Consider the following 25,910-nt stretch of genomic DNA (forward strand, 5'->3'; position numbering starts at 1 on the left):
TATCTTCGAGTGCCCACACAGATTGTCTGATAAATTGTTAAAGAGCAGTTGCGACGCGCTTTAGCGCTCTGTCGCGAGGTCCCGTATATTACGTTTTCCTCATTCAGAGTCAAGCATTTATTTTTGCTTTTCTCTACGAGATTCTCAGGAGAACCCCGCTGACCCGGCGGCTTGTAATCCGTTGTTCCGTGTCAGTGGAGGCGCATTATAGGGAGTTATTTCGGGCTGACAAGGGGAAATTTAAAATAATCTTCCGAGTGCGTATTTTTTCATCAAAACCACTTAAACTGACAGTTTTTCGAGCGTTTTAAAGCCATAGCGCTGTAGCACGGGCAATAGTTGTTCGGCTTCTGTCGTCATTGCCATACAAAATGCAACGTTCTCATCGGTTGATTTCGCATCTGGCGCTTCATGTTCTAATAACCAGGCCGTGCGGCGCGCAATCGCGGCACCAGAATCCACCAGCCGCGTCCCCTCGGGCAGGACCTGTAAAAGCTCTTCCTGTAATAGAGGGAAATGAGTGCAACCGAGCACTACCGTATCGGGTGGTTCCGACATCCGCAGCCACGGACGCAGAATACGCCGCAGCTCTTCCAGAGAGACCGTTTCGCCGTGCAGCTTCGCTTCCGCCAGTTCCACCAACTCAGCAGAACCCAACATTGCAATTTGGCATTCGTTAGCAAACCGCGCAATCAGCTCATGGGTATACGAGCGCTTCACCGTTGCACGCGTAGCCAGCAGTCCCACAACGCCATTCGCCGTGAGTCGCGCCGCCGGTTTAATAGCAGGAACGACGCCTACAACCGGGAAGGCAAACTTCTCACGTAACGCAGGAAGCGACACCGTGCTTGCTGTATTACATGCGATTACCGCAAGAGAAAGGGGATAGCGCTGCTGGACAGCAGTCACAATCTCAACAACACGCTCGACGATAAACTCCTCGCTCTTCTCTCCATAAGGAAAGGCGACGTTGTCGAAAGCGTAGATATAGTGGAGATCCGGCAGAAGACGCCGGATCTCGTCATAGACCGACAACCCACCGACGCCGGAATCAAACACCAGCACGGTGGGACGGGGATCAGAAGGTGTAGCTGCCAGACAAGGTGTATTCCCGTCCTGCAGTTGCGTAGCCATAAACTGTCTCGTAATCTTTATCGAACAGGTTGGCGATTTTACCACGAACTGTCAGCTGTGAGGTGATTGGATATGACACGGCAAGATCCCACAGGCTAACTCCTCCCATTTTTACCGGCTGGTAGGTTACGTAGTCCGTGTCATAACGCGTTCCCAGGTAGTGATACGTCAGGCCCCAGTCAAAATCATAGACCTGCCAGTCAAGCTGGTATTTCACCTGCTGTTTAGAACGTCGTGCGAGCGGCTTGTCCGTAATTGCATTGCGCGAATCGACATAATCGTAGCTCAACGTATGTGCCAGCGGTCCGGTATCAAAGTTTGCGGTCGCTTCAACGCCTTTAATGCGTACTTTACCTTCGTTAAAGTATTTCTCGGTATGTGGGTCATAATCGATCATGTCATCGATATCGTTACGATACCCTGAAACTCGCCAGTTCACACCCGCCGTTAAGCCTTCAAACGCCCCTTCCCATTGCTTACTTTGTTCAGGATCCAGGTTCGAATTGCCGTAATAACCATGCAACTGCCCGAGATTAGGTGCTTTGTAAGATGTACCGTAGGACGCAATAAAGCGATAGCCTTCAATAAACTCCCATCCGGCGCTGGTTTGCCATGTGCCATGACGTCCAAACTCGGAGTTATCATCACTGCGCGCAGCACCTTCGAAAGTGAAATCACCCAGTTGCTGTAATCCCGTCAAGTAGAGGCCGGTATTTCGCTGGTCGTAACCGTCCGTGACATACCCGGTGCCAGGCTCCGTAGTTTGCTTTTGCCAGTCGACACCAGCGCCCACATTACCATGACCAACCACTATGCTGTTTGACCACTGCACATTATATTGCTTCATCTCATCCAGTGTGGCCGAGGAATCATAGCGGCCATAATCCGGATCATAGTTGTAGTCTTTGCTATGGCTATAGCTCGAAACCAGCTGCGACTGGATAAGCTCGCCATTAAAACGCAGTCCGGCATCCCAGCTTTGGCTGTAGAGTTTTCGGGTATCGAGGAGCGGCGAGCCAGGAGAGTAATATGAGTCGTAATTCGTGCGGTTATCATAACCATAACCGCGAACAAACCCGCTCCATGTATCGGAAAAGTTGTGTTCCAGCGCGCCATACAGCGTTTTACTTAAAAAACCGTCTTTATCGGGCTGAGCCTGAGAGCCGGTGCTGCCGTATGCTACAACATCAAAGCCTTTGGTATAGGCATAATCGCCCATCAGCGTGACGCGCGTATTTTCGCCGAGCTGTTGTTGGGTTGAGACATCGTAATTCTGGTAGCCATTGCTTCCCACGCCAGCGGTCAGTTCCGTCCCCGGCTTTTCGCGCGTGGTAATGATATTCACCACGCCGCCAATCGCATCAGAACCATAAACCGCCGAACGCGGCCCTCGAATGTATTCGATACGCTGCACTAACGAGACCGGGAACTGGCTGAGATCGGCTGCGCCGCTAACCCCTGCCAGGTTCAGGCGCACGCCGTCAATCAGCACCAGAACATGGCTGGCGTTGGTGCCGCGAATAGAGATAGACGAGTTTTGTCCCATACCACCGTATTGAGCGATATCGACGCCAGGCAGGCGACGAAGCACATCATTCACGGAGGTAGATTGCCAGCGATCGATATCCTGACGCGTAACAACGGTAATAGGAGCGAGTACTGCGCTACGAGGCTGCTGAAAACGGTTGGCAGTGACGACGAGAGTATCCGGGCGAGTGTCCTGTGCCCAACCAGAAAATGCCGTGACGGACAGCGCCGTGCACAGCAATGATTTTTTGATCATTGTAAAGCATCCACAATTTAAGAAGGATGCCGCAGGTCCCACCGATAGTACGCGATGATGAAAACCAGATGCGACGTTAGCCGGCAGGTCTTCGGGCTTGGAGGCGACTTAAAGAGACGATGACTTCCCGCGGCAATCCGCAGTGTCTGCACCAGGTGCGCTCATCTCTTACCTTCCTTACCGCTGCGCGTCAGCTCCAGATTTACACTGGATTCCCTTTTAACTCACAGGACCGGAAAACGGATGCTACAGTTTGTTACAACCTGGTGTCCAGACCGCGTATCACATTATCGGAAATCATCAATGACTGGACATCTGTTGAGCAATCCCTACAATCCCCGCGTACTTTTATTTTTCAGGACGCATCATGACCCCCGAACACCTTCCGACAGAACAGTACGACGCCCAGTTAGCTGAGAAAGTAGTGCGTCTGCAGAGCTTAATGACGCCATTTTATGCACAGGCTCCGGAAGTGTTTCGCTCACCGGTCAGCCATTACCGTATGCGCGCCGAATTCCGCCTGTGGCATGACGGTGATGACCTGTACCACATCATGTTCGACAGCCAGACCAAAAACCGTATTCGCGTCGACAGCTTCCCGGCTGCCAGCGAGCTCATCAACACGCTAATGACGGCAATGATCGACGGCGTTCGCAACAACCACGTCCTGCGCCACAAACTGTTTCAGATTGATTACCTCACAACCCTGAGCGATCAGGCGGTGGTTTCGATGCTGTACCATAAAAAGCTGGATGATGAATGGCGTAAGGAAGCCGAAGCGCTGCGAGATGCGCTGCGGGCGCAAAACCTGAACGTGCATTTGATTGGTCGGGCTACCAAAACCAAAATTGAGCTGGACCAGGACTACATTGACGAACGCTTGCCGGTTGCAGGTAAAGAGATTATCTACCGCCAGGTTGAGAACAGCTTCACCCAGCCAAACGCCGCCATGAATATTCAGATGTTAGAGTGGGCGATTGATGTCACCAGGGGCTCAAAAGGCGACCTGCTGGAGCTGTATTGCGGCAATGGCAATTTCTCGTTAGCCCTGGCGCAAAACTTCAACCGCGTACTGGCCACTGAAATCGCCAAACCGTCCGTGGCTGCTGCACAGTACAACATCGCGGCTAACCATATTGATAACGTACAAATTATCCGCATGGCGGCCGAAGAGTTTACACAGGCGATGAACGGTGTTCGCGAGTTCAACCGTTTGCAGGGAATCGATCTGAAGAGTTACCAGTGTGAAACTATCTTCGTTGACCCACCGCGCAGCGGTCTGGACAGCGAAACGGAGAAAATGGTGCAGGCGTATCCGCGCATTCTGTACATCTCCTGCAATCCGGAGACGCTGTGTAAGAACCTGGAAACGTTAAGCCAGACGCACAATGTTTCACGTCTGGCGCTATTCGATCAGTTCCCGTATACGCACCATATGGAGTGCGGAGTACTGTTAACGAAGAAGTAAGACTGAACGGAAGCCGGATAAGCACTACCGGTTCAGATTGCCGGATAGCGGCTTTGCCTTATCCGGCCTACAGCGACAACTATTACTCCACAATTTCCTGTTTACGGTTACGCACTTTAAAGCCGATCCAGAACACCAGAATCACCGACAGCACCGCCGGGAAGAAGTTAGAGCCAATATCCGGATATTCAGCGCGTACCACGGTGCTGTACAGCAGAACACCGAGAATAAAACAGGCGGCGGCCAGGCCCGGCAATCCCACAGGCATGGTGCGGTTCTGATAGCGTTGATGCAAACAATAAACCGTCAGCACCAGCGAAATAATCGGGAATACGGAGAATGGCACAATGGAGCTAAACAGCGCCGCAAATGTACCATTGATCGATAAGCCAGCAACCAGCGCCAGCAGCAGCGTACCTTTATCTTGACCTGACTGTTTCATTGCTTGTCCTTCTCGTTACTCGGAGTGGTGCGTCATCTTCTCTTGTTCACGGCGGTACCAATAAAATGCGCCTTTCGCGATCATGCGCAGTTGCAATACCAGCCGCTCTTCTAGCTGTCGACGCTGTTCAGCGCCAACATCCAGTGCTTCTGCCCCGGCGCTAAAAACAATGGTTACCATGGCTTCGGCTTGCGCTTCAGTAAACGCACGAGGCATATGGTTTTCGAGTTCCAGATAGTCCGCAAGTTCCGCAATGAAGTGCTGAATTTCACGTGCGACCGCTGCACGAAACGCTGCGGATGTCCCCGAACGCTCGCGCAATAATAAACGGAAGGCGTTGGGATTGTTGCCGATGAACTCCATAAATGTTGAGACCGAGGTGCGGATCACACTCCCGCCCTTCGCGATACGCTGGCGCGCCTGGCGCATCAATTGACGCAGCATCAGACCGCTTTCGTCCACCATCGTCAGGCCGAGTTCATCCACATCGCGGAAATGGCGATAAAACGAGGTTGGCGCAATGCCCGCTTCACGAGCAACTTCGCGTAAACTGAGGCTGGCAAAACTACGCTCAGCGCTCAGTTGACTAAATGCGGCTTCTACCAGCGAACGCCGGGTTTTTTCTTTTTGTTGCGCTCTAACGCCCATCACGATGTCTGAATCCTTCCACATACCTTGCTGGCACTATACCAGAGATTAGGCGGTTGGCATGGCTTTGTGAATGATTGTTTACGCGCAGTTTGTGCTTCGACTTCGCAAAAAAGCACAACGATAATTGGGTTATCCTGACAACGATGTTACTATTCTGTTGCTTTTATGTATAAGAACAGGTAAGCCTGACCATGTCACATTCCTACGATTACGATGCAATAGTAATAGGTTCCGGTCCCGGCGGCGAAGGCGCTGCAATGGGTCTGGTTAAGCAAGGAGCGCGCGTCGCGGTGATTGAGCGCTATCATAACGTCGGCGGAGGCTGTACCCACTGGGGCACCATCCCGTCGAAAGCCCTCCGCCACGCCGTCAGCCGCATTATTGAATTCAATCAGAACCCACTGTACAGCGACCACTCCCGACTCCTTCGTTCTTCTTTTGCCGATATTCTCAACCACGCTGATAACGTTATTAATCAGCAAACGCGTATGCGGCAAGGATTTTACGAGCGCAATCACTGCGAAATTTTGCAGGGGAATGCCCGTTTTGTTGATGAACACACGATCGCCCTCGAATGTCACGACGGTACGGTGGAAACGCTGACTGCGGATAAGTTTGTTATTGCCTGCGGTTCGCGTCCTTATCGCCCTGTTGATGTCGACTTTTCGCATCCCCGGGTTTACGACAGCGACTCTATCCTGAGCCTACACCACGAACCCCGCCATGTGCTGATTTATGGCGCGGGGGTCATTGGCTGTGAATATGCGTCGATCTTCCGTGGAATGGATGTCAAAGTTGATTTAATCAACACCCGCGATCGTCTGCTGGCATTCCTCGATCAAGAGATGTCCGACTCGCTCTCTTACCACTTCTGGAACAGCGGTGTGGTCATTCGCCACAACGAAGAGTATGAGAAGATTGAAGGCTGCGATGACGGCGTCATCATGCACCTGAAATCCGGTAAGAAACTGAAGGCAGACTGCCTGTTGTACGCCAATGGCCGTACCGGTAATACCGATTCGCTGGCGCTGGAAAACATTGGTCTGAAAACCGACAGCCGTGGGCAGCTCAAAGTGAATAGCATGTACCAGACGGCGTTGCCGCATGTGTATGCCGTAGGGGATGTGATCGGTTATCCGAGCCTGGCATCGGCGGCCTACGACCAGGGACGCATTGCCGCCCAGGCGTTGGTAAAAGGCGAAGCCACCGCACATCTGATTGAAGATATCCCGACCGGGATTTATACCATTCCAGAAATCAGCTCCGTTGGTAAAACCGAACAGCAACTCACGGCAATGAAAGTTCCATACGAGGTTGGCCGCGCCCAGTTTAAGCATCTGGCACGTGCGCAAATCGTGGGTATGAGTGTCGGAACGCTGAAGATCCTGTTCCATCGCGAAACCAAAGAGATTCTGGGGATCCACTGCTTTGGGGAGCGCGCGGCCGAAATTATTCACATCGGGCAAGCGATAATGGAGCAAAAAGGTGGTGGTAACACTATCGAGTACTTCGTTAACACCACCTTTAACTACCCAACCATGGCAGAAGCCTATCGGGTAGCAGCGCTAAATGGCTTAAACCGCCTGTTTTAACGCACTGTCGAAATGGCCATCCATTGATCCACGGATGGCCTCTGCCAACTGTTCATAACGGCTGCGCAGCGGCGAACCAGGACGGTACACCAGACCAATCGTACGACGCGGTTCGGGTTTAATGCCTGGCAGATAAACGACACCATCACGCTTACGCTCCGGCGGAACAGCCAGCGCAGGCAGTAAGGTAATACCGCTTCCTGCCGCCACCATGTTACGCAGCGTTTCCAGACTGGTTGCCCGAAAATGGGTATCTTCATCAGCACCCGCTTCAAAGCAGAAGCCCATTGCCTGATCGCGCAGGCAGTGGCCATCTTCCAGCATCAGCAGTTTTTCACCCGCCAGATCGGACATCGGTACACAGTCACGGTTTGCCCACGGATGATCTTCATAGATCGCCAGCAGCATAGGCTCATCAAATAGCGGTACTTCGATGAACGCCTCACTCTCTTTCACCAGCGCCAGAATGACGCAGTCGAGCTTGCCGCTATCCAGTTGCGCTAACAGCTGATGTGTCTGCGCTTCATGGAGATACATTTCCAGTTTTGGGAAGGTCTGGTGCAACATCGGAATAATATGCGGCAGCAGGTATGGCCCCACCGTTGGGATCAAACCAATATGCAGCGGGCCAGACATTGTCTCGCCTTGTTGGCTTGCCATCTCCTTGAGCACTTTGACCTCGCGCAGCACGGTGCGCGCCTGATCCACCAGCAGCAAACCAGCCTGGGTGAACAGCACCTTGCGACTCGTACGCTCCAACAACATGACGCCAAGCTCATCTTCCAGCTTGCGGATCTGCCCGCTCAGCGTTGGTTGGCTAACGTGACAGGAGTCTGCCGCTCGTCGGAAGTGACGATGTTCGGCTAGCGCTACCAGGTATTCAAGATCACGAATATTCATTATTCATCCTCCATCGCCACGATAGTTCGTAGCGATAGGTAGCATAGCAACGAACGATTATCCCTATCAAGCTTTCTGTTTAATAATGCACCACAGAAACGGAACGGTACCCCTTTAACCCTTGAAGCTACTGTCCGTTTTGAGAGTTTCTCTCATACTCGAAATAACTAAAGCCAACGTGAACTTTTGCGGACCTTGTGTCCGCATTTTTTTTGCATAAAAAAGCCCGGCGTGACGCCAGGCTCGAATGATTACCCATCAATTTATGCCAGACGCGCCTTCGCGTAGTCGATCGCCTGTGCAACCTGCTGGGGTGACACGCCGCCTTTCGCCGCACGCTTGTCCAGGCACGATTGCAACGAGAGGATCGGGTAAACGTCATCGCCAATCACCTGGCTAAACTTTTGTAAGTCAGCAAGCGACAGCGCCTCCAGCGGTTTGCCCTGTCGAATCGCCTCGACCACCGTTTCACCTACGATATGGTGCGCTTCGCGGAACGGGACACCTTTCGCCACCAGATAATCCGCCAGTTCAGTGGCGTTAGCATAGCCCTGCTGCGCCGCTTCCTGACAACGCGGACGTTTCACCTGGATACCATCCAGCACCAGCGCGGCCATATGCAGACAGTCCAGCCAGGTGTCGAGCGCGTCGAACAGCCCTTCTTTGTCTTCCTGCATATCTTTATTGTATGCCAGCGGGAGGCCTTTTAACGTCATCATCATGCCGGTCAGCGCACCCTGCACGCGACCGCATTTACCTCTGATCAGCTCCAGCGCATCCGGATTTTTCTTCTGCGGCATCAAAGATGAACCCGAAGTCACACGATCGGACAGCTCGACAAAGCCCGCTTCGCCGGTGTTAAAGAAAATCAGGTCTTCAGCAAAACGCGACAGGTGTACCATGCCGATAGAGGCGTCTGAGAGTAACTCCAGAACGTGGTCACGGTCAGAAACGCTGTCCAGACTGTTGCGCGTAGCCGAGGCAAAGCCCAACCAACCCGCCAGCTGCTCGCGATCGATTTCATACGCCGTACCCGCCAGCGCGCCGCAGCCTAACGGACTGACGTCCAGGCGTTTGAGCGCATCCTGCAGGCGGCTCTCGTCACGCGCCAACATTTCAACATAGGCCAGACACCAGTGAGCAAACGTCACCGGCTGCGCACGTTGCAGGTGGGTGTAACCCGGCATGACGGCGTCCTGGTTATTCTCCGCCGTCACCACCAGCGCAGTTTGCAACTGACGATTGGCCGATAGTAATTCGATAACCGTGTCTTTGCACCACAGCTTGAGATCGGTCGCGACCTGGTCGTTACGGCTACGTCCGGTATGCAGTTTTTTACCAAGCTGGCCGACTTTATCAATCAGCTTACCTTCCACCCAACTGTGAATATCTTCGGCATCGCTTTGCAGAATCTGCTGAGGATTCGCACGAACCTCTTCCAGCAGATTATTCAGCGCCTCTTCCAACCGCAGCTGTTCATCAGCAGTCAGTACACCGACCGTTACCAACGCTTTGGACCAGGCCACAGAGCCAACAATATCCTGTTCTGCCAGGCGGTAGTCAAAACGCAATGAGTCGTTGAACTGTTTGAACCGCTGATCTGCTGCCTGTGTAAAACGCCCACCCCAAAGTGCCATAACGAATTTCCTTAATATGATATTTTTGCCCGGTGGCGCTGCGCTTACCGGGCCTACAAAACCCACGTAGGCCGGATAAGGCGAAGCCGCCATCCGGCACATTAGTAGTTAAGCCAGAATACGCGTACCAATTGGCGTGCCGTTAAACAGCGCCGGGAGTTGCTCTGCATGACGCCAGGAGGCGATATCCACCGGTCGACCCAGCGTACGCGCGGCATCCAGCGCCGCATTCACCTTCACGATCATGCCATCGGTAATAATGCCCTGTTCAATCAACTGTTCCGCTTTCGCTGCAGTCATTTCGGCAATACGCTGGCCTTTGCCATCCAGAATACCGCTCACATCAGAGAGCAGGATCAGATCCGCACCCAGCGTTGCCGCCAGCGCCGTTGCCGCCTGATCGGCATTCACGTTCATCAGCAGCCCATCATCAGTGACGCCAATAGAGCTCACTACCGGCAGAAAGCCGCTTTCCAGCAGCGTGTTAATCAGCTTAGGCGAACCCGGCTGCGCCAGTCCAACATGACCCAGTTCTTTATCGAGCGGCGTCACTTTTACGCTGTCGCCATCGCCAAGATACAGACCCACAGACGCGATGTGATGCTTTTTCGCCCAGGCCAGCAAGGTTTTATTCGCCGTTCCTGCCAGAGCACCGGTAATAATGTCAATTTGATCGGCAGGCGTGACGCGCAGACCATTTTTCTTTTTCACCGGCAGATTCAGCTGCTTCATTAGCTCGTCAACCACACAGCCGCCACCGTGCACAATGACCAGCGGACGCTGGTGCGACTCACGATAATTCACCAGTGCGGTAAACAAGCGCTCCAGCGCCTCTTCGCTATCCAGTAAAACGCCGCCCAACTTGATAATTAATGGATTCATTGTTGCACCCTAAATAAGAGACTGCGTTTGGGCAAAGCCAAAACGAATATTTGCGCACTGCATCGCCTGTGCCGCCGCGCCTTTCAATAAGTTGTCTTCCGTCGCCACGACGATCAGGTGTTCACCCTGTACGGCAAACCCGATATCGCAGAACGGTAATCCAACCACATTCTTCAGCGCCGGAACCCCTTTGTCATACAGACGCACCAGCGGTTTATCGCCATACGCCTGTTGCAGCGCCTGAGCCACCTGAGCATGGGTTACGCCCGCCTTAAGGCGGCAAGTGATAGTTTCCAGAATTCCGCGCGGGAAGTTACCCAGATGCGGGGTGAAAATCACTTCTGTCCCCAGATGAGTGGCGATTTCCGGCTGATGACGATGGGTAAACACGCCATACGGCTGCAGGCTCACCTCACAAAAGCTGTTGGAGATAGCCGCTTTACGCCCCGCACCGCTCACGCCGCTGGTCGCATTAATTACCGGCCACTGGCTGAGATCCAGCAGCCCGGCATCAATCAACGGTTTCAGCGAAAGCTGCGCCGCCGTCGGGTAACAACCTGGCACAGCAATCAGATTCGCTTCTTTCAGTTTGTCCGCGTTCCACTCCGCCAGCCCATAAACGGCCTGCTCCAGCAGCTCAGGATGCTGATGCGTAAAGCCATAATATTTTTCATAGAACGCGCCGTCGTTTACGCGAAACGCGCCCGAAAGGTCAAACACCACGCAACCGGCCTGCAAAAACTGCGGAGCCAGGTCATGACTCACCTCATGAGCCGTTGCGAGGAACACAACATCCACCCCTGCGCTAAACTCGCTGATATCTGACATTGGCTGCAACGGTAAATCGACAATGCCTTTCAACTGCGGATGCAAATCGGAGATTAATTTTCCTGCATCATTGCTTTGCGCTGAGACGGTCAAAGCGGTTATGGTCATATCAGGATGGCGATTTACATAGGTCACAAGCTCTGCGCCGGCATAGCCACTGGCGCCCACAATCAGCGTATTCAACATCGGGGCAGCTCACCTTCTTAGATTCTGTTGCCAGGTATAAGCCTTTATCACCTCACCTTACACTTGGTGGGTTTTATTACGCTCAACGTTAATGTATTTTTATTCACAAATACTGCATGAATATTGATACTATCATGACCCGAGGTGTGTCAACAATGAAAAACAATTTACCGCCATTTATCGAGATTTACCGCGCTCTGATTGCCACGCCATCGATCAGTGCCACCGAAGAAGCACTCGATCAAAGCAATGCAGGTTTAATCACTCTGCTGGCGGGCTGGTTTAAAGATTTAGGCTTCAATGTGGAGGTCCAACCGGTTCCCGATACGCGAAATAAATTCAATATGCTGGCGAGCATTGGACAGGGCGCTGGCGGCCTGTTGTTGGCGGGCCATACCGATACCGTACCCTTTGACGACGGACGCTGGACCCGCGATCCGTTCACTCTAACCGAGCATGACAATAAGCTGTATGGTTTGGGTACGGCGGATATGAAAGGCTTCTTCGCCTTTATCCTCGACGCGTTGCGTGATGTCGACGTCACGAAACTGAAAAAACCCCTGTACATTCTGGCCACTGCTGACGAAGAGACCAGCATGGCGGGAGCTCGCTACTTCTCTGAAACTACCGCTCTGCGCCCGGACTGCGCGATCATTGGCGAACCCACATCCCTGCAACCGGTGCGCGCGCACAAAGGCCATATCTCTAATGCGATACGCATTCTGGGACAGTCGGGTCATTCAAGCGATCCGGCGCGTGGCGTTAATGCGATTGAACTGATGCATGATGCCATCGGCCATATCATGCATCTGCGCGATGACCTGAAAGCGCGCTATCACCATGATGCCTTTACCGTCCCGTATCCAACGTTAAATTTGGGCCACATCCACGGCGGTGACGCCGCCAACCGAATCTGCGCCTGCTGCGAACTGCATATGGATATTCGCCCGCTACCGGGTATGACGCTAAACGATCTCAATGGGTTACTTAACGAAGCGCTGGCCCCTGTCAGCGAACGTTGGCCGGGTCGCCTGACCGTATCGGAACTGCATCCGCCGATTCCCGGCTATGAGTGCCCACCTGACCATCAACTGGTAGAGGTGGTTGAGAAACTGCTGGGCGCACAGACTGAAGTGGTGAACTATTGCACCGAAGCGCCGTTTATCCAGACGCTTTGCCCAACGCTGGTGTTGGGTCCAGGCTCCATTAATCAGGCGCATCAGCCGGATGAGTATCTGGAAACGCGCTTTATTAAGCCAACCCGCGAATTAATCACTCAGGTTGTGCACCATTTCTGCTGGCATTAACTGCTTGTCACCCCGCTAATCCCTTAGTGGTAAGCGGGGCGATTTTTTAACATTTCCATAAGCAACGCTTATTTGATTGGATGTGAATTAAATAACGTAAATTCACGGCATTTATTCGTTTGCTGAACCGATTTCGCAGCAATTGACGTCACGTGTTTTACGTGGCTTTATAAAAGACGGCTAAAAAGTTAAGTCCGCAAGATTTTGCGTGATAGTCAGGCGCGAAAGATACAGGACATATTCAAAATAGATGGGGTGTCTGGGTTAATATGAACGAACAATATTCCGCGTTGCGTAGTAATGTCAGTATGCTCGGCAAAGTGCTGGGAGAGACCATCAAGGATGCGTTGGGAGAGAACATTCTTGATCGCGTAGAAACAATTCGAAAGCTGTCCAAATCATCTCGCGCTGGCAATGAAATTAATCGCCAGGAATTGCTCACCACACTGCAAAATCTGTCTAACGACGAGCTGCTGCCGGTTGCCCGCGCATTTAGCCAGTTCCTGAACCTGGCCAACACCGCCGAGCAGCACCACAGCATTTCGCCAAAAGGCGAAGCCGCCAGCAACCCGGAAGTGATTGCTCGCACTCTGCGTAAACTGAAAGAGCAGCCCAACCTCAATGACGCCACCATCAAGAAAGCCGTAGAATCACTCTCTCTGGAGCTGGTACTCACCGCCCACCCGACCGAGATCACTCGTCGTACGCTGATCCATAAAATGGGTGAAGTGAACGCCTGCCTCAAGCAGCTTGATAACAAAGACCTCGTCGATTATGAACGCAACCAACTGATGCGCCGTCTGCGTCAGCTCATTGCTCAGTCCTGGCATACGGATGAAATCCGCAAACTGCGCCCAAGCCCGGTTGATGAAGCTAAATGGGGATTCGCGGTTGTTGAAAACAGCCTGTGGGAAGGTGTGCCGAACTACCTGCGCGAGCTGAATGAACAACTGGAAGAGCATCTTGGATATAAGCTGCCGGTTGATTTTGTCCCGGTTCGATTTACCTCCTGGATGGGCGGCGACCGTGACGGCAACCCGAACGTAACGGCGGATATCACCCGTCACGTGCTATTGCTCAGCCGCTGGAAAGCGACAGACCTGTTCCTGAAAGACATCCAGTTTCTGATTTCTGAGCTGTCGATGGTGGATGCCACGCCGGAGCTGATGGCGCTGGTAGGCGAAGAAGGCGCAGCTGAACCATACCGCTATCTGATGAAAACCCTGCGTTCTCGTCTGATGGCGACCCAGGCCTGGCTTGAAGCCCGTCTGAAAGGCGAGAAATTGCCGAAACCTGCGGGACTTCTCACCCAAAACGAACAGCTCTGGGACCCGCTTTACGCGTGCTACCAGTCTCTACAGGCCTGTGGTATGGGCATTATCGCCAATGGCGAATTGCTCGACACCCTTAGGCGCGTGAAGTGTTTCGGCGTGCCGCTGGTGCGTATTGATATTCGTCAGGAAAGCACCCGCCATACTGAAGCCCTGGGCGAGCTGACTCGTTATCTGGGCATTGGCGACTACGAAAACTGGTCAGAAGCGGATAAACAAGCGTTCCTGATCCGCGAACTGAATTCCAAGCGTCCGCTCCTGCCGCGTAACTGGGAGCCGAGCAATGACACCCGTGAAGTGCTCGACACCTGTCAGGTCATTGCCGAAGCCCCGTATGGCTCCATTGCCGCCTATGTTATCTCGATGGCGAAAACGCCGTCGGATGTGCTGGCCGTGCATCTGCTGCTGAAAGAAGCCGGAATTGGTTTTGCTATGCCGGTCGCTCCGCTATTTGAAACGCTGGACGACCTCAACAATGCCGATGACGTCATGTCCCAGCTTCTGAATATCGACTGGTACCGCGGCTTTATCCAGGGCAAACAGATGGTCATGATCGGCTACTCTGATTCCGCAAAAGACGCGGGCGTGATGGCAGCGTCCTGGGCGCAATACCAGGCTCAGGACGCGCTGATCAAAACCTGCGAAAAAGCCGGTATCGAACTGACGCTGTTCCACGGTCGCGGTGGATCCATTGGTCGCGGCGGCGCGCCTGCGCATGCGGCGCTGCTCTCTCAACCACCAGGCAGTCTGAAAGGCGGTCTGCGCGTGACAGAACAAGGGGAGATGATCCGCTTTAAGTACGGCCTGCCGGAAGTGACCATCAGCAGCCTGTCGCTGTATACCGGAGCAATTCTGGAGGCCAACCTGTTACCACCGCCAGAACCGAAGGATAACTGGCGTCATATCATGGATGAGCTTTCCGATATTTCCTGCGAGCTATACCGTGGATATGTGCGTGAAAACAAAGACTTCGTCCCTTATTTCCGCTCAGCCACACCGGAGCAGGAACTGGGTAAATTGCCGCTCGGTTCACGTCCGGCAAAACGTCGTCCGACCGGCGGCGTTGAGTCTCTGCGTGCTATACCGTGGATCTTTGCCTGGACGCAGAACCGTCTGATGCTCCCGGCCTGGCTTGGTGCTGGTACCGCGCTGCAAAAAGTGGTTGAAGATGGTAAGCAAAGCGAACTCGAAGCGATGTGCCGCGACTGGCCATTCTTCTCCACACGCCTTGGCATGCTGGAAATGGTTTTCGCGAAAGCAGACCTGTGGCTGGCAGAGTATTACGATCAGCGCCTGGTCAAAAAAGAGCTGTGGCCGCTGGGTGAAGAGCTACGCCAACGCCTGGCAGCAGATATCGATGTCGTACTGGCGATTGCCAACGACTCACATTTGATGGCCGACCTGCCGTGGATTGCCGAGTCCATTCAGTTAAGGAATGTTTATACTGACCCGCTGAACGTCTTACAGGCAGAATTGTTACACCGCTCACGCCAGGCCGAAGAGCAAGGCCATGAACCGGATCCACGCGTTGAACAAGCGCTGATGGTGACTATCGCTGGTGTTGCAGCCGGTATGCGCAATACAGGCTAACGCCCCCTCCCGCTGTCGCCTTCGTGCTATTGTACGAAGGCGACAGTAAAAACAGCTGTTACAACCACTTCATTTTCAATATATTCCCGCCTGAACATATTCACTACGTGAATATTACAACAGCAAAACACGATCCTGAGATCGTGATGCTTCAGTTCCTCTTAATGTTTAGTCGCTACTCTTGGCGCTACGATTAAAGACAGGCTCACATTATGCAATCCTTACAACTCCAGTCTAAACCCGCCTTTAGCTGGAAAGCCCTGGGTTGGGCGCTCCTCTATTTTTGGTTTTTTTCCTCATTACTACAGGCCGTTATCTATTTTAGCGGCTATAGCGGATCTACCGGCCTACGCGACTCCCTGCTGTTCAGCTCGCTGTGGTTGATCCCGGTATTCTTATTTCCAAACGGTATCCGCATTATTGCTGCCGTCATTGGCGTAATTCTATGGGCGGCCTCGCTGGCAGCTCTGAGCTATTACGTCATTTACGGGCAAGAGTTCTCGCAAAGCGTTCTGTACGTAATGTTTGAAACCAATGCGAACGAAGCCAGCGAGTACCTGAGTCAATACTTCAGCCTGAAGATCGTCTTAATTGCGCTGGCATATACAGCAATGGCAATTCTGCTATGGACACGTCTGCGTCCGGTACATATTCCATCACCCTGGCGCTATCTGGTGTCGTTTGCACTGTTATACGGATTGATTCTGCATCCGATGACAGTGAACACATTTATCAAACATAAGCCGTTTGAAAAAACGTTGGATGGCCTTGCTTCACGTATGGAGCCCGCCGCGCCGTGGCAATTCATCTCCGGGTATTATCAATATCGTCAGCAGTTGACCTCGCTCAATAGCCTGCTGAATGAGAACAATGCCCTGCCGCCGCTGGCTAACTTTAAAGACAGCTCAGGTGACGCACCGCGTACATTGGTGCTGGTGATTGGCGAATCAACGCAACGTGGCCGCATGAGCCTGTATGGCTACCCGCGTGAAACGACGCCAGAACTGGATGCGCTGCATAAATCCGATCCTAACTTCACCGTATTCAATAATGTCGTGACTTCCCGTCCGTACACCATTGAAATCCTGCAGCAGGCGCTGACCTTCGCTAACGAGAAGAACCCGGATCTGTATCTGACTCAGCCGTCCCTGATGAACATGATGAAACAGGCGGGTTATAAAACCTTCTGGATCACTAATCAGCAGACGATGACCGCCCGCAACACCATGCTGACGGTGTTCTCTAAGCAGACGGATAAACAGTTCTATATGAACCAGCAGCGTACGCAAAGTGCGCGCGAATATGACAGCAACGTGCTGGCGCCATTTAAAGAAGTACTGGCCGACCCGGCACCGAAAAAGTTCATCATCGTGCATCTGCTGGGTACGCATATTAAGTACAAATTCCGCTATCCGGATGGCCAGGGTAAGTTCGACAATAATATCGACCATGTTCCCGCAGGTCTGAGTAACGATGAGCTGGAAGCCTACAACGATTACGACAGCGCGAATGTTTACAACGATCATATTATTGCCAGCCTGATCAAAGACTATAAAGCGACCGATCCGAACGGCTTCCTGCTGTACTTCTCCGATCATGGCGAAGAGGTTTACGATACGCCACCGCACAAAACGCAGGGTCGTAATGAAGACAACCCAACGCGCCATATGTACACGGTGCCGTTCCTGTTGTGGACTTCGGAAAAATGGCAGGCCGCGCACCCGCGTGACTTCTCACAGGATGTGAATCGTAAATACAGCAGCTCAGAGCTTATCCACACATGGTCTGACTTAGCGGGCTTCACCTACGATGGCTTCGATCCAACTCGCGCCATTACCAGTCCTCAGTTCAAAGAGACAACCCGCTGGATTGGCAATCCGTACAAGAAAAATGCCCTGATAGATTACGATTCCCTGCCTTACGGCGATCAAATCGGTAATCAATAACCGTCTGCCGGATGCGCTACGCTTATCCGGCCTACAGCTCGCAAAGACTTGTAGGCCGGATATGGCATTAGCCGCCATCCGGCAATAATCACTTGAGGGCGATTGTTTTCAACGTTACTGTTTCCCTGTCTGCTGCCTGCAAGGGATTAACATGTATCACGACGTCAGCCATCTTCTCTCCCGCCTGATTAACGGCCCCACGCCGCTGCGGCAGATTTATTTCGCCAGCACCAATAGCACAACGCCGGAACTGGCGTATCAGGTCGATTTTCCCCGGCTGGAAATTGTGCTGGAAGGTGAATTTGCGGATTCTGGCATCGATAAGGTGCTTACCCCCGGCGATGTCTTGTTTGTTCCGGCTGGCGGCTGGAATATTCCGCAGTGGGTCACACCAGTCACCACACTCAGCATCCTGTTCGGCAAACAACAACTGGGTTTCAGCGTCGTGCAGTGGGACGGCAAGCAATATCAAAACCTTACCCACCAGCACGTCGCTCGGCGTGGGCCGCGTATTGGCTCTTTTCTGCTGCAAACGCTCCATGAGATGCAAATGCAGCCGCAGGAGCAGCAAACGGCCAGGCTAATCGTTGCGAGCTTGCTGAGCCACTGTCGCGATCTGCTCGGCAGCCAGATCCAAACCGCATCACGTAGTCAGGCGCTTTTCGACGCCATTCGCGGCTATATTGACGAACGCTACGCTTCGCCACTCACCCGTGAATCCGTCGCACAGGCGTTTTACATTTCACCTAATTACCTCTCCCACCTGTTTCAAAAAACGGGCGCTATCGGTTTTAACGAATACCTGAACCACACGCGACTGGAACACGCAAAAACGCTGTTAAAGGGTTACGAGCTGAAGATCAAAGACGTGGCGCACACCTGTGGGTTTATTGACAGCAACTACTTCTGCCGCCTGTTTCGCAAGAATACTGAACGTTCGCCGTCAGAGTATCGTCGGCAGTATCACAGCCAGTTGACGGAGAAAAAAACTGACCAGTTATAATCGCATACTGGGACAGAAAACGGAGACAAAGGTAATATTTACTGGATTTTTGTATTATCAAAAAACATATACCATCACATATCACTTACATGTGAGGTATCTCTCACTTTTATAGACATATTACATTTATCCAGCTTTTGACAGATTTGTCAGATAGCACCGCGTGACGAAACACTCTTATCCTGTGCATAGCAAAGCAACCCGGCAACGGGCAGCTAACGGAAAACGTAGAGGGTGTTTTTGTATGGAACTTTATCTTGATACCGCCAACGTCGCGGAAGTCGAACGTCTGGCCCGCATCTTCCCTATCGCGGGCGTCACCACCAACCCAAGCATTGTGGCAGCAAGCAAAGAATCCATCTGGGATGTGCTGCCACGCCTGCAGAACGCCATTGGCAAAGAGGGCATTCTGTTTGCCCAGACCATGAGCCGGGATGCGCAGGGCATGGTGGAAGAAGCTAAACGCCTGAGCAATGCGGTGCCCGGTCTGGTAGTGAAAATCCCGGTGACATCCGAAGGTCTGGCCGCGATCAAGATGCTGAAAAAAGAGGGTATCACCACGCTGGGAACCGCCGTTTACAGTGCTTCTCAGGGGCTACTGGCTGCGCTGGCAGGAGCGAAATATATCGCGCCTTACGTTAACCGTATCGACGCGCAGGGCGGCGACGGGATTCGCACAGTACAGGAACTGCAAACATTGCTGGAACTGCATGCACCGAACAGCATGGTACTGGCGGCCAGCTTTAAAACTCCACGTCAGGCGCTGGATTGCTTGCTGGCAGGATGTGAAGCAATCACCCTGCCATTAGACGTAGCGCAACAAATGCTCAATACCCCTGCGGTAGAGTCAGCAATAGAGAAGTTTGAGCAGGACTGGAACAACGCATTTGGTCACATCAACCTGTGAGGGAAATAAAGTATGGATCGCATTATTCAATCACCTGGTAAGTACATCCAGGGTGCCGATGTTATTACCCGTCTTGGCAGCTACCTCAAACCACTGGCAGAGCGCTGGCTGGTCGTTGGAGACAAGTTTGTCTTAGGCTTTGCCCAGGGGGCACTGGAAAAAAGCTTCCAGGATGCCGGACTGGCGCTGGAAATTGCACCGTTTGGCGGCGAATGTTCACAAAACGAAATCGACCGTCTGCGCGTCGTAGCGGAAAAAGCGCAGTGTGCGGCAGTACTTGGTATTGGTGGCGGTAAAACGCTGGATACCGCCAAAGCGCTGGCGCACTTTATGGGCGTGCCTGTCGCCATTGCGCCAACCATCGCCTCTACCGATGCGCCGTGCAGCGCGCTGTCCGTCATTTACACCGATGCCGGTGAATTCGATCGCTATCTGCTGCTGCCCAATAACCCGGACAGGGTCATTGTTGATACCAAAATTGTCGCGGGCGCACCGGCGCGTCTGTTAGCTGCGGGTATTGGCGATGCGCTGGCGACCTGGTTCGAAGCGCGTGCCTGTTCACGCAGCGGCGCAACCACAATGGCGGGCGGTCAGTGTACTCAGGCGGCGCTGGCGCTGGCAGAGCTGTGCTTTAATACGCTGATCGAAGAAGGTGAAAAAGCGATGCTGGCTGCAGAGCAGCACGTGGTTACACCAGCACTGGAGCGCATTATTGAAGCCAACACCTATCTGAGTGGCGTCGGTTTTGAAAGCGGTGGTCTGGCAGCGGCTCACGCCATTCATAACGGTCTGACCGCAATCCCGGATGCACATCATTATTACCACGGCGAGAAAGTGGCTTTCGGTACGCTGACGCAGTTGGTGCTGGAAAACGCGCCGGTCGATGAAATTGAAACCGTTGCCGCGCTGTGCCATTCCGTTGGCTTGCCGATTACCCTGGCGCAACTGGATATCAAACAGGATATTCAGGCGAAAATGCGCATTGTGGCTGAGGCAGCCTGTGCCGAAGGCGAAACCATCCACAACATGCCTGGCGGCGCAACGCCGGACCAGGTGTATGCCGCCCTGCTTGTGGCTGACCAGTACGGTCAACGTTACCTGCAAGAGTGGGAATAAAAGCTGTTTGCCGGATGAGTAAGATGTTTTAGCGTTGCCATCCGGCAGTTTTGTTCCTGCCGCTATGTTCTTTTATGTTCTTTTATGTTCTTTTCATCGCATGTTGCCAGCATGAGATGTGTGTTTTATAGTGCGCTTTTCCTTCAAACGAAGCGTGACTATGCAATCATCAGACAGAAGAATGAGCATTTACGCCATTCTGCAGCAGGACAAGAAAGTCGTCGTTAACGAACTCGCAGAAAAATTTGGCGTCACCAAGATGACCATTCGCCGCGACCTCTCCTTCTTTGAAAAACAAGGGATTGTCAAAACAACCTACGGCGGCGCTTACCTGACCAGCGGTGCCAGCGTAGAGCCCAGCTTCCAGCTAAAATCCGTGCAAATGGTCGATGATAAGCATCTGATAGGCCAGAAAGCCGCCGAACTGGTCGAAGACGGCGACACGATTATTATAGATTGCGGCACCACGCTGCTGGCCTTTGCACAATTCCTGTTTGATAAAAAAATCATGGTGATCACCAACTCTATTCCAGTGGTTAACCTGCTTAAAGGAAGGCGGGGGATAAAACTGATTGTTGCGCCTGGCGAATATGAAGATGATACGCAGGGGATGATTTCATCCTGCACGTCTAATTTTTTCAATAATATTCATGCCGATAAGGTCTTCCTCAGCACCCAGGGCATCAACGAAGCTGGCGAGCTCACCGTTCCCAAACTGCCGGATGCTCACGTCAAACAAGCTTTGCTACGCGCCGGACGACAAAAAATTCTGCTGGCAGATAAAAGCAAGTTTGGGCAGACATTTCTTGCCGGGCATGGTCGTATTGCTGATTTTAACTACATCATCAGTCAAAGCGGTGTACCCGATACCCTTACCGCACAACTTAACGGACATGTTCAGCTACTGTTAGCTGATACCCCTTCCTGAGTTCCCCCCCTCTTAAACGCACATCTTTCTGTGCGTTTCTGTCCTCTTTAAATGTTCTTTTTATATTTTTATGTGATCAAAGGAACAAAATAGATCATAAGCAGATTGACAATCGAACACCTCAGGCGTGGAATACGAAAACCCCTTCCCACATTGAGGTCTTTATGAACGGATTACTCAGTTTTAAACCCACCAACAACGATTGCGATTTTGCCAGGATTGCGAAAAAGCAGGATCAGATGTTCCACCGTACCGCGACGTTATGCCCGGAACGCGCAGAAATCATTACCGAATCGTTTAAACGTTCAGAAGGCAAACCGATCGTTATTCGCCGGGCGTTGGCGCTGGCCGACATTCTGGCAAACATGACCATTTACATTGAGCCGGATATGTTGATCGTCGGCAACCAGGCCAGCGCCAACTTCGCTGCGCCAGTATTTCCGGAGTTCTCTTTCAACTGGGTGATTGATGAACTCGACGAATTTGACAAGCGGTCCGGCGACAGCTTCCAGGTATGTGAAGAAACCAAAGCACGTCTGCGTGTATTGCAAGACTACTGGCAGGGTAAAACCCATCAGGATGAAGTATTAACCAACCTACCGCAAATTAACCGCCTGGCGGAAAAGCAGGGCGTATTGCACCGTGGTGGTATCAGCATGTCCGGTGATGGTCACATCATTCCAAACCATGATTTCGTACTCGAAGTCGGTTACGGCGGCATGCGCGATATCGCCAAACAACATCTGGCAGAAGATCAACACCTGACCGAAGAACAGACCGATTTCTACCAGGCCGTCATCATCACCATGGACGCCGCCCTGAACTACTGCAAACGCTTCTCTTTGCTGGCCAAAGAAGAGGCGGCAAAAACCAGCGATACTAAACGTCGCGACGAGTTGCTGGCAATGAGCGATATGTTCGCCCACTTGATGGAAGGCAAAGCGCAGAGCTTTTGGGAAGCGGTAGAAACAGTCTATCTAACCCATTTACTGATGATGATCGAAAGCAACGGCCACTCGTTCTCCTTTGGCCGTTTTGACCAGTACGTCTGGTCGTTCTACGAAGCGGATATTCACTCAGGAAAAATCAGTAAAGAGAAGGCGCTGGAGATCCTGACCCACTTCTTCATCATGACCAACAGCCTCAACAAAGTACGCCCGTGGGGCCACACTCAGTATAGCGGCGGTTACCCACTTTATTCCAACCTGATGGTCGGAGGCATGAAGCCGGACGGCACTGACGGCACCAACGATCTCTCTTATTTATCGCTGGAAGCGATGGCGTTAACCGGCCTGCCAGAACCAAACTTAAGCGTACGTTTCTCTAAAGATACCCCACATTCACTGATGCAGGATTCGGCAAAACTGATCCGCAAGGGCTTTGGCATGCCGTCCATTTTCTGTGATGAAGTGGTGATCCCTGCAATGATGACGCTTGGTCTGACGGAAGAGGTCGCCCGTGAATATGCCTCAATGGGCTGCGTGGAAACCGCTATTCCTGGCCGTTGGGGCCACCGCGCTACCGGTATGACCTACGTTAACTTCGGCAAAATTCTTGAACTGGTGATGAACAACGGCTGCTGCCCGGCGACCGGCGTGCAGCTGGTAAAAGTGAACGGCAAAGAAGGCCGCGAAATTAACTATGCGTCTTATGATGAAGTGTGGGCTGCGTGGAATCAGTTGCTGGAGTTCTACTCCGACCTGGCGGTGGACTGCGATCTGGTGTGCGATCGTGCACTGAAACATCACGATGCCGACGCTTTCGCTTCCGCGACCATTAACTGCTCTCTGGAGCGCGGTAAAACGCTGAAAAACGGCGGCGCAGAGTACGACTTTGTCAGTTCCTCCAATATCGGGCCTTCGGTAGTTGGTGACAGCCTCGCTGCGGTGAAGAAGTTGGTCTTTGATGACCAGGTGCTAACACTCAAGCAACTGCGTGATGCCATGGACAGCAACTTTGAAGGCATTGAAGGCGCACGCGTACGCAAGCTATGCCGCAACGCGCCGAAGTTTGGCAACGATATCGACTACGTTGATTACATTGTCGCCGACGTGTTCGAGTCCTATCTGAAGCTGCTGCCGAAGTACAAAACCGATCGCTACGGCAAAGGACCGAAAGGCTGCGGTTACACCATGTCCACGTCCAACATCACCTCCTACGTCCCGAACGGCTTTGACGTTGGCGCAACGCCAGATGGTCGCCTGGCGACTCTGCCATTAAACGAAGGTGCATCACCGTGCCTCGGCGCGGATAAAGAAGGGCCAACGGCGGTGATCAACTCCGTGGCGAAGCTGCCAAACCAGAAAATCGCCGGTGGCCAGTTGCTGAACATGAAATTCACGCCGAGCGCACTGGAAGGCGACGATAACCTGGAGAAATTTACCCATTTCATGGAAGCCAGCCGGATGAAGAATATCTTCCACAACCAGTTCAACATCATCGATTCAAATATTCTGCGAGCAGCGAAAGCGCACCCGGAAGATTATCCGAACCTAATGGTGCGCGTGGCGGGTTATTGCGCTTTGTTTTCGACGCTGATGCCGGAAGCGCAGGACGCGATTATCGCCCGTACAGAACTGGCATGGTGAGGAGAACGTTAATATGAGAACAGGCCTGATCTCCCGCATTCAGCATTATTCCACCAAGGATGGCCCTGGAATACGCAGCACCGTCTTTATGCAGCAGTGTAATTTACGCTGTCAGTGGTGTGCGAATCCGGAAACCATCAGGCCTGGTTTCAACGTTTTCTGGTTTAAAGAGCGCTGCCGCCAGTGCGGGACCTGCGTACAAGCGGCGGCAAACAGCGCGATTACCCTCGCACAACCCGGCAACGGGGTGAATATCGACCGGAAAAAGTGCACCAATCTGCTGGATATCGTCGACATGTGCCCCTATGACGGCTACGAGAAAGTCGGCCAAGAGATGACATCTCACCAACTGGCAGACCTGCTGCTGCGCGACAAAGCGTTTTACGATGAAAGCCACGGCGGCGTCACCTTTTCCGGCGGTGAGCCGGCGCTTCAGGCTGAGTTTGTCAGGGAAACCGCCCTGCTGTTGAAGGCGGAAGGGATACATGTCTGCCTGGATACCGCCGGTTATATTCGCTGGGAAAAACTCCGCCCTCTGGTTGAAGCCGTCGATCTTGTTTCCTACGATTTTAAAGTCTTTGATGCAGAAACCCATCTCAGTTGTACAGGTGTTGATAACCGGTTGATCCTGGAGAATGCCAAAGCGATCGCGGCAATGGGCAAGCCGATCCTGGCACGCATGGTGATCGTACCAACACGTAATGATGATCCAGCCGATATCCGTAAACGCCTCGATTTTATCCGCACACTCGGTAGCGCGGTGCAGCAGGTCGATATTCTCGAGTATCACATTTATGGCATCGGTAAATATCAAAAACTAGGCATTCCTTATTTATTAAAAGACATTCCCGCTTGCCAACACGAGATGACGGAACAAATTAAACAATATGCCGAAGAGATTGGCCTGAGGGCCACCATTGGCGGTTAAAGGACGAACATGCTTAATTTTATTATTACCGAAACCTATACAGAAATGAGCATGCTGGCGGCAAAACGCGTTGCCGCGGCATTGATAAATAAACCCGACCTGGTTATGGCTATTCCAACGGGTGGAACGCCAGTAGGCATGCTGGCAGAAATGAGTCGCATGGCGAAAAATGGTGACGCTGACTTTACAAAAACATTCGCCTTCAATATCGATGAATATATTCCGCTACGTAACACAGACCCACAAAGTTATTACTATTTCCTGCAACAACACCTTTATCAGTACGCAAATATCCCCGCCGAAAATACTTTTGTTCCCGATGTTCTGGCCGCCAATTTAACCGCAGAATGCGCCCGCTATGAGCAAACTATCGTTGATCACGGCGACTTTGATATGACCATCCTCGGCATCGGTCACGACGGCCATATCGGTTTTAACGAGCCGCATGCTACTCATAGCCCAGTATGTCATGTCATTAATCTCAACGTGGATACTATCGAAGCCAACGCCCGATTCTTTGCACGACAGGAGGACGTGCCGCAGCAGGCGATTACACTCGGCATGGGAACCATTCTGAGAAGCAAAGAGATAGTCCTGATTGCTAACGGCAAATCAAAATCCTCAGTGATTAAACAGCTTCACGACTGCACCCGCATTGACCCGCAATTTCCAGCGTCGTTTCTGTTAATGCACCCAAATGTGACGGTAATTTGCGATCGCGAGGCGGCATCACAGCTTCATATTTAATTTTCCGGAGGCGCGT

20 protein-coding genes and 1 riboswitch are annotated in these 25,910 nt (G+C 52.4%); of the genes, 12 read left to right on the top strand and 8 right to left on the bottom strand.

Annotation, left to right across the window (positions count from 1 at the left end):
- Window positions 1-282: 282 nt before the first annotated feature.
- Window positions 283-1,134, bottom strand: coding sequence for a glutamate racemase (gene murI / locus OGV57_RS01305; protein ID WP_003847829.1), 852 nt, complete (start codon window positions 1,132-1,134; stop codon window positions 283-285).
- Complete coding sequence (gene btuB, locus OGV57_RS01310; protein WP_003840550.1) at window positions 1,079-2,917, bottom strand: TonB-dependent vitamin B12 receptor BtuB; 1,839 nt, start codon at window positions 2,915-2,917, stop codon at window positions 1,079-1,081. The genes murI and btuB overlap by 56 nt, the downstream gene beginning before the upstream one ends.
- 65 nt (window positions 2,918-2,982) lie before the next feature.
- Window positions 2,983-3,169: riboswitch (cobalamin riboswitch) on the bottom strand.
- Window positions 3,170-3,284: 115 nt separating this feature from the next.
- On the opposite strand from btuB, the gene trmA reads away from it, so the two are divergent.
- Window positions 3,285-4,385 carry a tRNA (uridine(54)-C5)-methyltransferase TrmA gene (trmA, locus tag OGV57_RS01315; protein WP_003028866.1) on the top strand — a complete coding sequence of 367 codons (1,101 nt, stop codon included), beginning with the start codon at window positions 3,285-3,287 and terminating at the stop codon, window positions 4,383-4,385.
- Between the two features lie 82 nt (window positions 4,386-4,467).
- Here trmA and OGV57_RS01320 read toward each other — a convergent pair whose 3' ends face one another.
- Together OGV57_RS01320 and fabR are read right to left on the bottom strand one after the other, a co-directional pair.
- Window positions 4,468-4,827, bottom strand: coding sequence for a YijD family membrane protein (locus OGV57_RS01320; protein ID WP_003028863.1), 360 nt, complete (start codon window positions 4,825-4,827; stop codon window positions 4,468-4,470).
- A gap of 15 nt (window positions 4,828-4,842) precedes the next feature.
- A complete protein-coding gene (gene fabR, locus OGV57_RS01325) occupies window positions 4,843-5,478 on the bottom strand; it encodes an HTH-type transcriptional repressor FabR (protein WP_003028862.1) in 636 nt (211 codons plus the stop codon).
- 191 nt (window positions 5,479-5,669) lie between these two features.
- Between fabR and sthA the strand changes: the two genes are divergently transcribed.
- Window positions 5,670-7,070 carry a Si-specific NAD(P)(+) transhydrogenase gene (gene sthA, locus OGV57_RS01330; protein ID WP_003028860.1) on the top strand — a complete coding sequence of 467 codons (1,401 nt, stop codon included), beginning with the start codon at window positions 5,670-5,672 and terminating at the stop codon, window positions 7,068-7,070.
- Here the strand turns inward: sthA and oxyR are convergent.
- From oxyR to argC, 4 genes are all read right to left on the bottom strand, one after another.
- The gene (gene oxyR, locus OGV57_RS01335) at window positions 7,053-7,970 is read right to left on the bottom strand and encodes a DNA-binding transcriptional regulator OxyR (protein WP_286530679.1); all 918 of its coding nucleotides are present in this window, start codon (window positions 7,968-7,970) and stop codon (window positions 7,053-7,055) included. The genes sthA and oxyR overlap by 18 nt on opposite strands.
- Before the next feature lie 263 nt (window positions 7,971-8,233).
- The gene (argH, locus tag OGV57_RS01340) at window positions 8,234-9,607 is read right to left on the bottom strand and encodes an argininosuccinate lyase (protein WP_003028856.1); all 1,374 of its coding nucleotides are present in this window, start codon (window positions 9,605-9,607) and stop codon (window positions 8,234-8,236) included.
- 108 nt (window positions 9,608-9,715) lie between these two features.
- Window positions 9,716-10,489 carry an acetylglutamate kinase gene (gene argB / locus OGV57_RS01345; protein ID WP_003028854.1) on the bottom strand — a complete coding sequence of 258 codons (774 nt, stop codon included), beginning with the start codon at window positions 10,487-10,489 and terminating at the stop codon, window positions 9,716-9,718.
- A gap of 9 nt (window positions 10,490-10,498) precedes the next feature.
- Window positions 10,499-11,503, bottom strand: a complete 1,005-nt coding sequence (argC, locus tag OGV57_RS01350; RefSeq protein WP_016151284.1) for an N-acetyl-gamma-glutamyl-phosphate reductase — start codon at window positions 11,501-11,503, stop codon at window positions 10,499-10,501.
- A gap of 155 nt (window positions 11,504-11,658) precedes the next feature.
- Here argC and argE point away from each other — a divergent pair, with 155 nt between their 5' ends.
- The 10 genes from argE (at window position 11,659) to nagB (ending at window position 25,894) form a co-directional block, all read left to right on the top strand.
- Window positions 11,659-12,810: an acetylornithine deacetylase gene (argE, locus tag OGV57_RS01355; RefSeq protein WP_003028848.1), complete on the top strand. Its 1,152-nt coding sequence runs from the start codon at window positions 11,659-11,661 to the stop codon at window positions 12,808-12,810.
- A 269-nt stretch (window positions 12,811-13,079) separates the two neighbouring features.
- Window positions 13,080-15,731, top strand: a complete 2,652-nt coding sequence (gene ppc, locus OGV57_RS01360; RefSeq protein ID WP_003840542.1) for a phosphoenolpyruvate carboxylase — start codon at window positions 13,080-13,082, stop codon at window positions 15,729-15,731.
- A 212-nt stretch (window positions 15,732-15,943) separates the two neighbouring features.
- Window positions 15,944-17,677 (top strand): phosphoethanolamine transferase CptA, encoded by a 1,734-nt coding sequence (locus OGV57_RS01365; RefSeq protein ID WP_054527939.1) that lies wholly within the window; start codon window positions 15,944-15,946, stop codon window positions 17,675-17,677.
- Window positions 17,678-17,828: 151 nt separating this feature from the next.
- On the top strand, window positions 17,829-18,680 hold the full coding sequence (locus OGV57_RS01370) for an AraC family transcriptional regulator (protein WP_049016212.1): 852 nt from the start codon (window positions 17,829-17,831) through the stop codon (window positions 18,678-18,680).
- Window positions 18,681-18,924: 244 nt separating this feature from the next.
- Window positions 18,925-19,587 (top strand): fructose-6-phosphate aldolase, encoded by a 663-nt coding sequence (fsa, locus tag OGV57_RS01375; RefSeq protein ID WP_016151282.1) that lies wholly within the window; start codon window positions 18,925-18,927, stop codon window positions 19,585-19,587.
- Between the two features lie 12 nt (window positions 19,588-19,599).
- On the top strand, window positions 19,600-20,703 hold the full coding sequence (gene gldA, locus OGV57_RS01380; protein ID WP_016151281.1) for a bifunctional L-1,2-propanediol dehydrogenase/glycerol dehydrogenase: 1,104 nt from the start codon (window positions 19,600-19,602) through the stop codon (window positions 20,701-20,703).
- A 181-nt stretch (window positions 20,704-20,884) separates the two neighbouring features.
- Window positions 20,885-21,631, top strand: coding sequence for a DeoR/GlpR family DNA-binding transcription regulator (locus OGV57_RS01385; protein WP_048234192.1), 747 nt, complete (start codon window positions 20,885-20,887; stop codon window positions 21,629-21,631).
- 164 nt (window positions 21,632-21,795) lie between these two features.
- A complete protein-coding gene (locus OGV57_RS01390; protein ID WP_048234193.1) occupies window positions 21,796-24,219 on the top strand; it encodes a glycyl radical protein in 2,424 nt (807 codons plus the stop codon).
- A gap of 13 nt (window positions 24,220-24,232) precedes the next feature.
- Entirely contained in the window at window positions 24,233-25,147 is a 915-nt protein-coding gene (locus OGV57_RS01395) for a glycyl-radical enzyme activating protein (protein WP_048234194.1), read from the top strand.
- A 9-nt stretch (window positions 25,148-25,156) separates the two neighbouring features.
- A complete protein-coding gene (gene nagB / locus OGV57_RS01400; RefSeq protein WP_048234195.1) occupies window positions 25,157-25,894 on the top strand; it encodes a glucosamine-6-phosphate deaminase in 738 nt (245 codons plus the stop codon).
- Window positions 25,895-25,910 lie beyond the last annotated feature (16 nt).

Source organism: Citrobacter sp. Cf087 (genome assembly GCF_030334285.1).
Classification (GTDB): domain Bacteria; phylum Pseudomonadota; class Gammaproteobacteria; order Enterobacterales; family Enterobacteriaceae; genus Citrobacter; species Citrobacter freundii.

Bases quoted from the DNA above. Each gene is read 5' to 3' on its own strand.
- OGV57_RS01370 (WP_049016212.1), top strand. From the start codon at position 17,829: ATGTATCACGACGTCAGCCATCTTCTCTCCCGCCTGATTAACGGCCCC.
- gldA (WP_016151281.1), top strand. From the start codon at position 19,600: ATGGATCGCATTATTCAATCACCTGGTAAGTACATCCAGGGTGCCGAT.
- argH (WP_003028856.1), bottom strand. From the start codon at position 9,607: ATGGCACTTTGGGGTGGGCGTTTTACACAGGCAGCAGATCAGCGGTTC.
- OGV57_RS01385 (WP_048234192.1), top strand. From the start codon at position 20,885: ATGAGCATTTACGCCATTCTGCAGCAGGACAAGAAAGTCGTCGTTAAC.
- nagB (WP_048234195.1), top strand. From the start codon at position 25,157: ATGCTTAATTTTATTATTACCGAAACCTATACAGAAATGAGCATGCTG.
- sthA (WP_003028860.1), top strand. From the start codon at position 5,670: ATGTCACATTCCTACGATTACGATGCAATAGTAATAGGTTCCGGTCCC.
- OGV57_RS01365 (WP_054527939.1), top strand. From the start codon at position 15,944: ATGCAATCCTTACAACTCCAGTCTAAACCCGCCTTTAGCTGGAAAGCC.
- fsa (WP_016151282.1), top strand. From the start codon at position 18,925: ATGGAACTTTATCTTGATACCGCCAACGTCGCGGAAGTCGAACGTCTG.
- oxyR (WP_286530679.1), bottom strand. From the start codon at position 7,970: ATGAATATTCGTGATCTTGAATACCTGGTAGCGCTAGCCGAACATCGT.
- trmA (WP_003028866.1), top strand. From the start codon at position 3,285: ATGACCCCCGAACACCTTCCGACAGAACAGTACGACGCCCAGTTAGCT.
- btuB (WP_003840550.1), bottom strand. From the start codon at position 2,917: ATGATCAAAAAATCATTGCTGTGCACGGCGCTGTCCGTCACGGCATTT.
- argC (WP_016151284.1), bottom strand. From the start codon at position 11,503: ATGTTGAATACGCTGATTGTGGGCGCCAGTGGCTATGCCGGCGCAGAG.
- ppc (WP_003840542.1), top strand. From the start codon at position 13,080: ATGAACGAACAATATTCCGCGTTGCGTAGTAATGTCAGTATGCTCGGC.
- OGV57_RS01390 (WP_048234193.1), top strand. From the start codon at position 21,796: ATGAACGGATTACTCAGTTTTAAACCCACCAACAACGATTGCGATTTT.
- murI (WP_003847829.1), bottom strand. From the start codon at position 1,134: ATGGCTACGCAACTGCAGGACGGGAATACACCTTGTCTGGCAGCTACA.
- argB (WP_003028854.1), bottom strand. From the start codon at position 10,489: ATGAATCCATTAATTATCAAGTTGGGCGGCGTTTTACTGGATAGCGAA.
- OGV57_RS01395 (WP_048234194.1), top strand. From the start codon at position 24,233: ATGAGAACAGGCCTGATCTCCCGCATTCAGCATTATTCCACCAAGGAT.
- argE (WP_003028848.1), top strand. From the start codon at position 11,659: ATGAAAAACAATTTACCGCCATTTATCGAGATTTACCGCGCTCTGATT.
- OGV57_RS01320 (WP_003028863.1), bottom strand. From the start codon at position 4,827: ATGAAACAGTCAGGTCAAGATAAAGGTACGCTGCTGCTGGCGCTGGTT.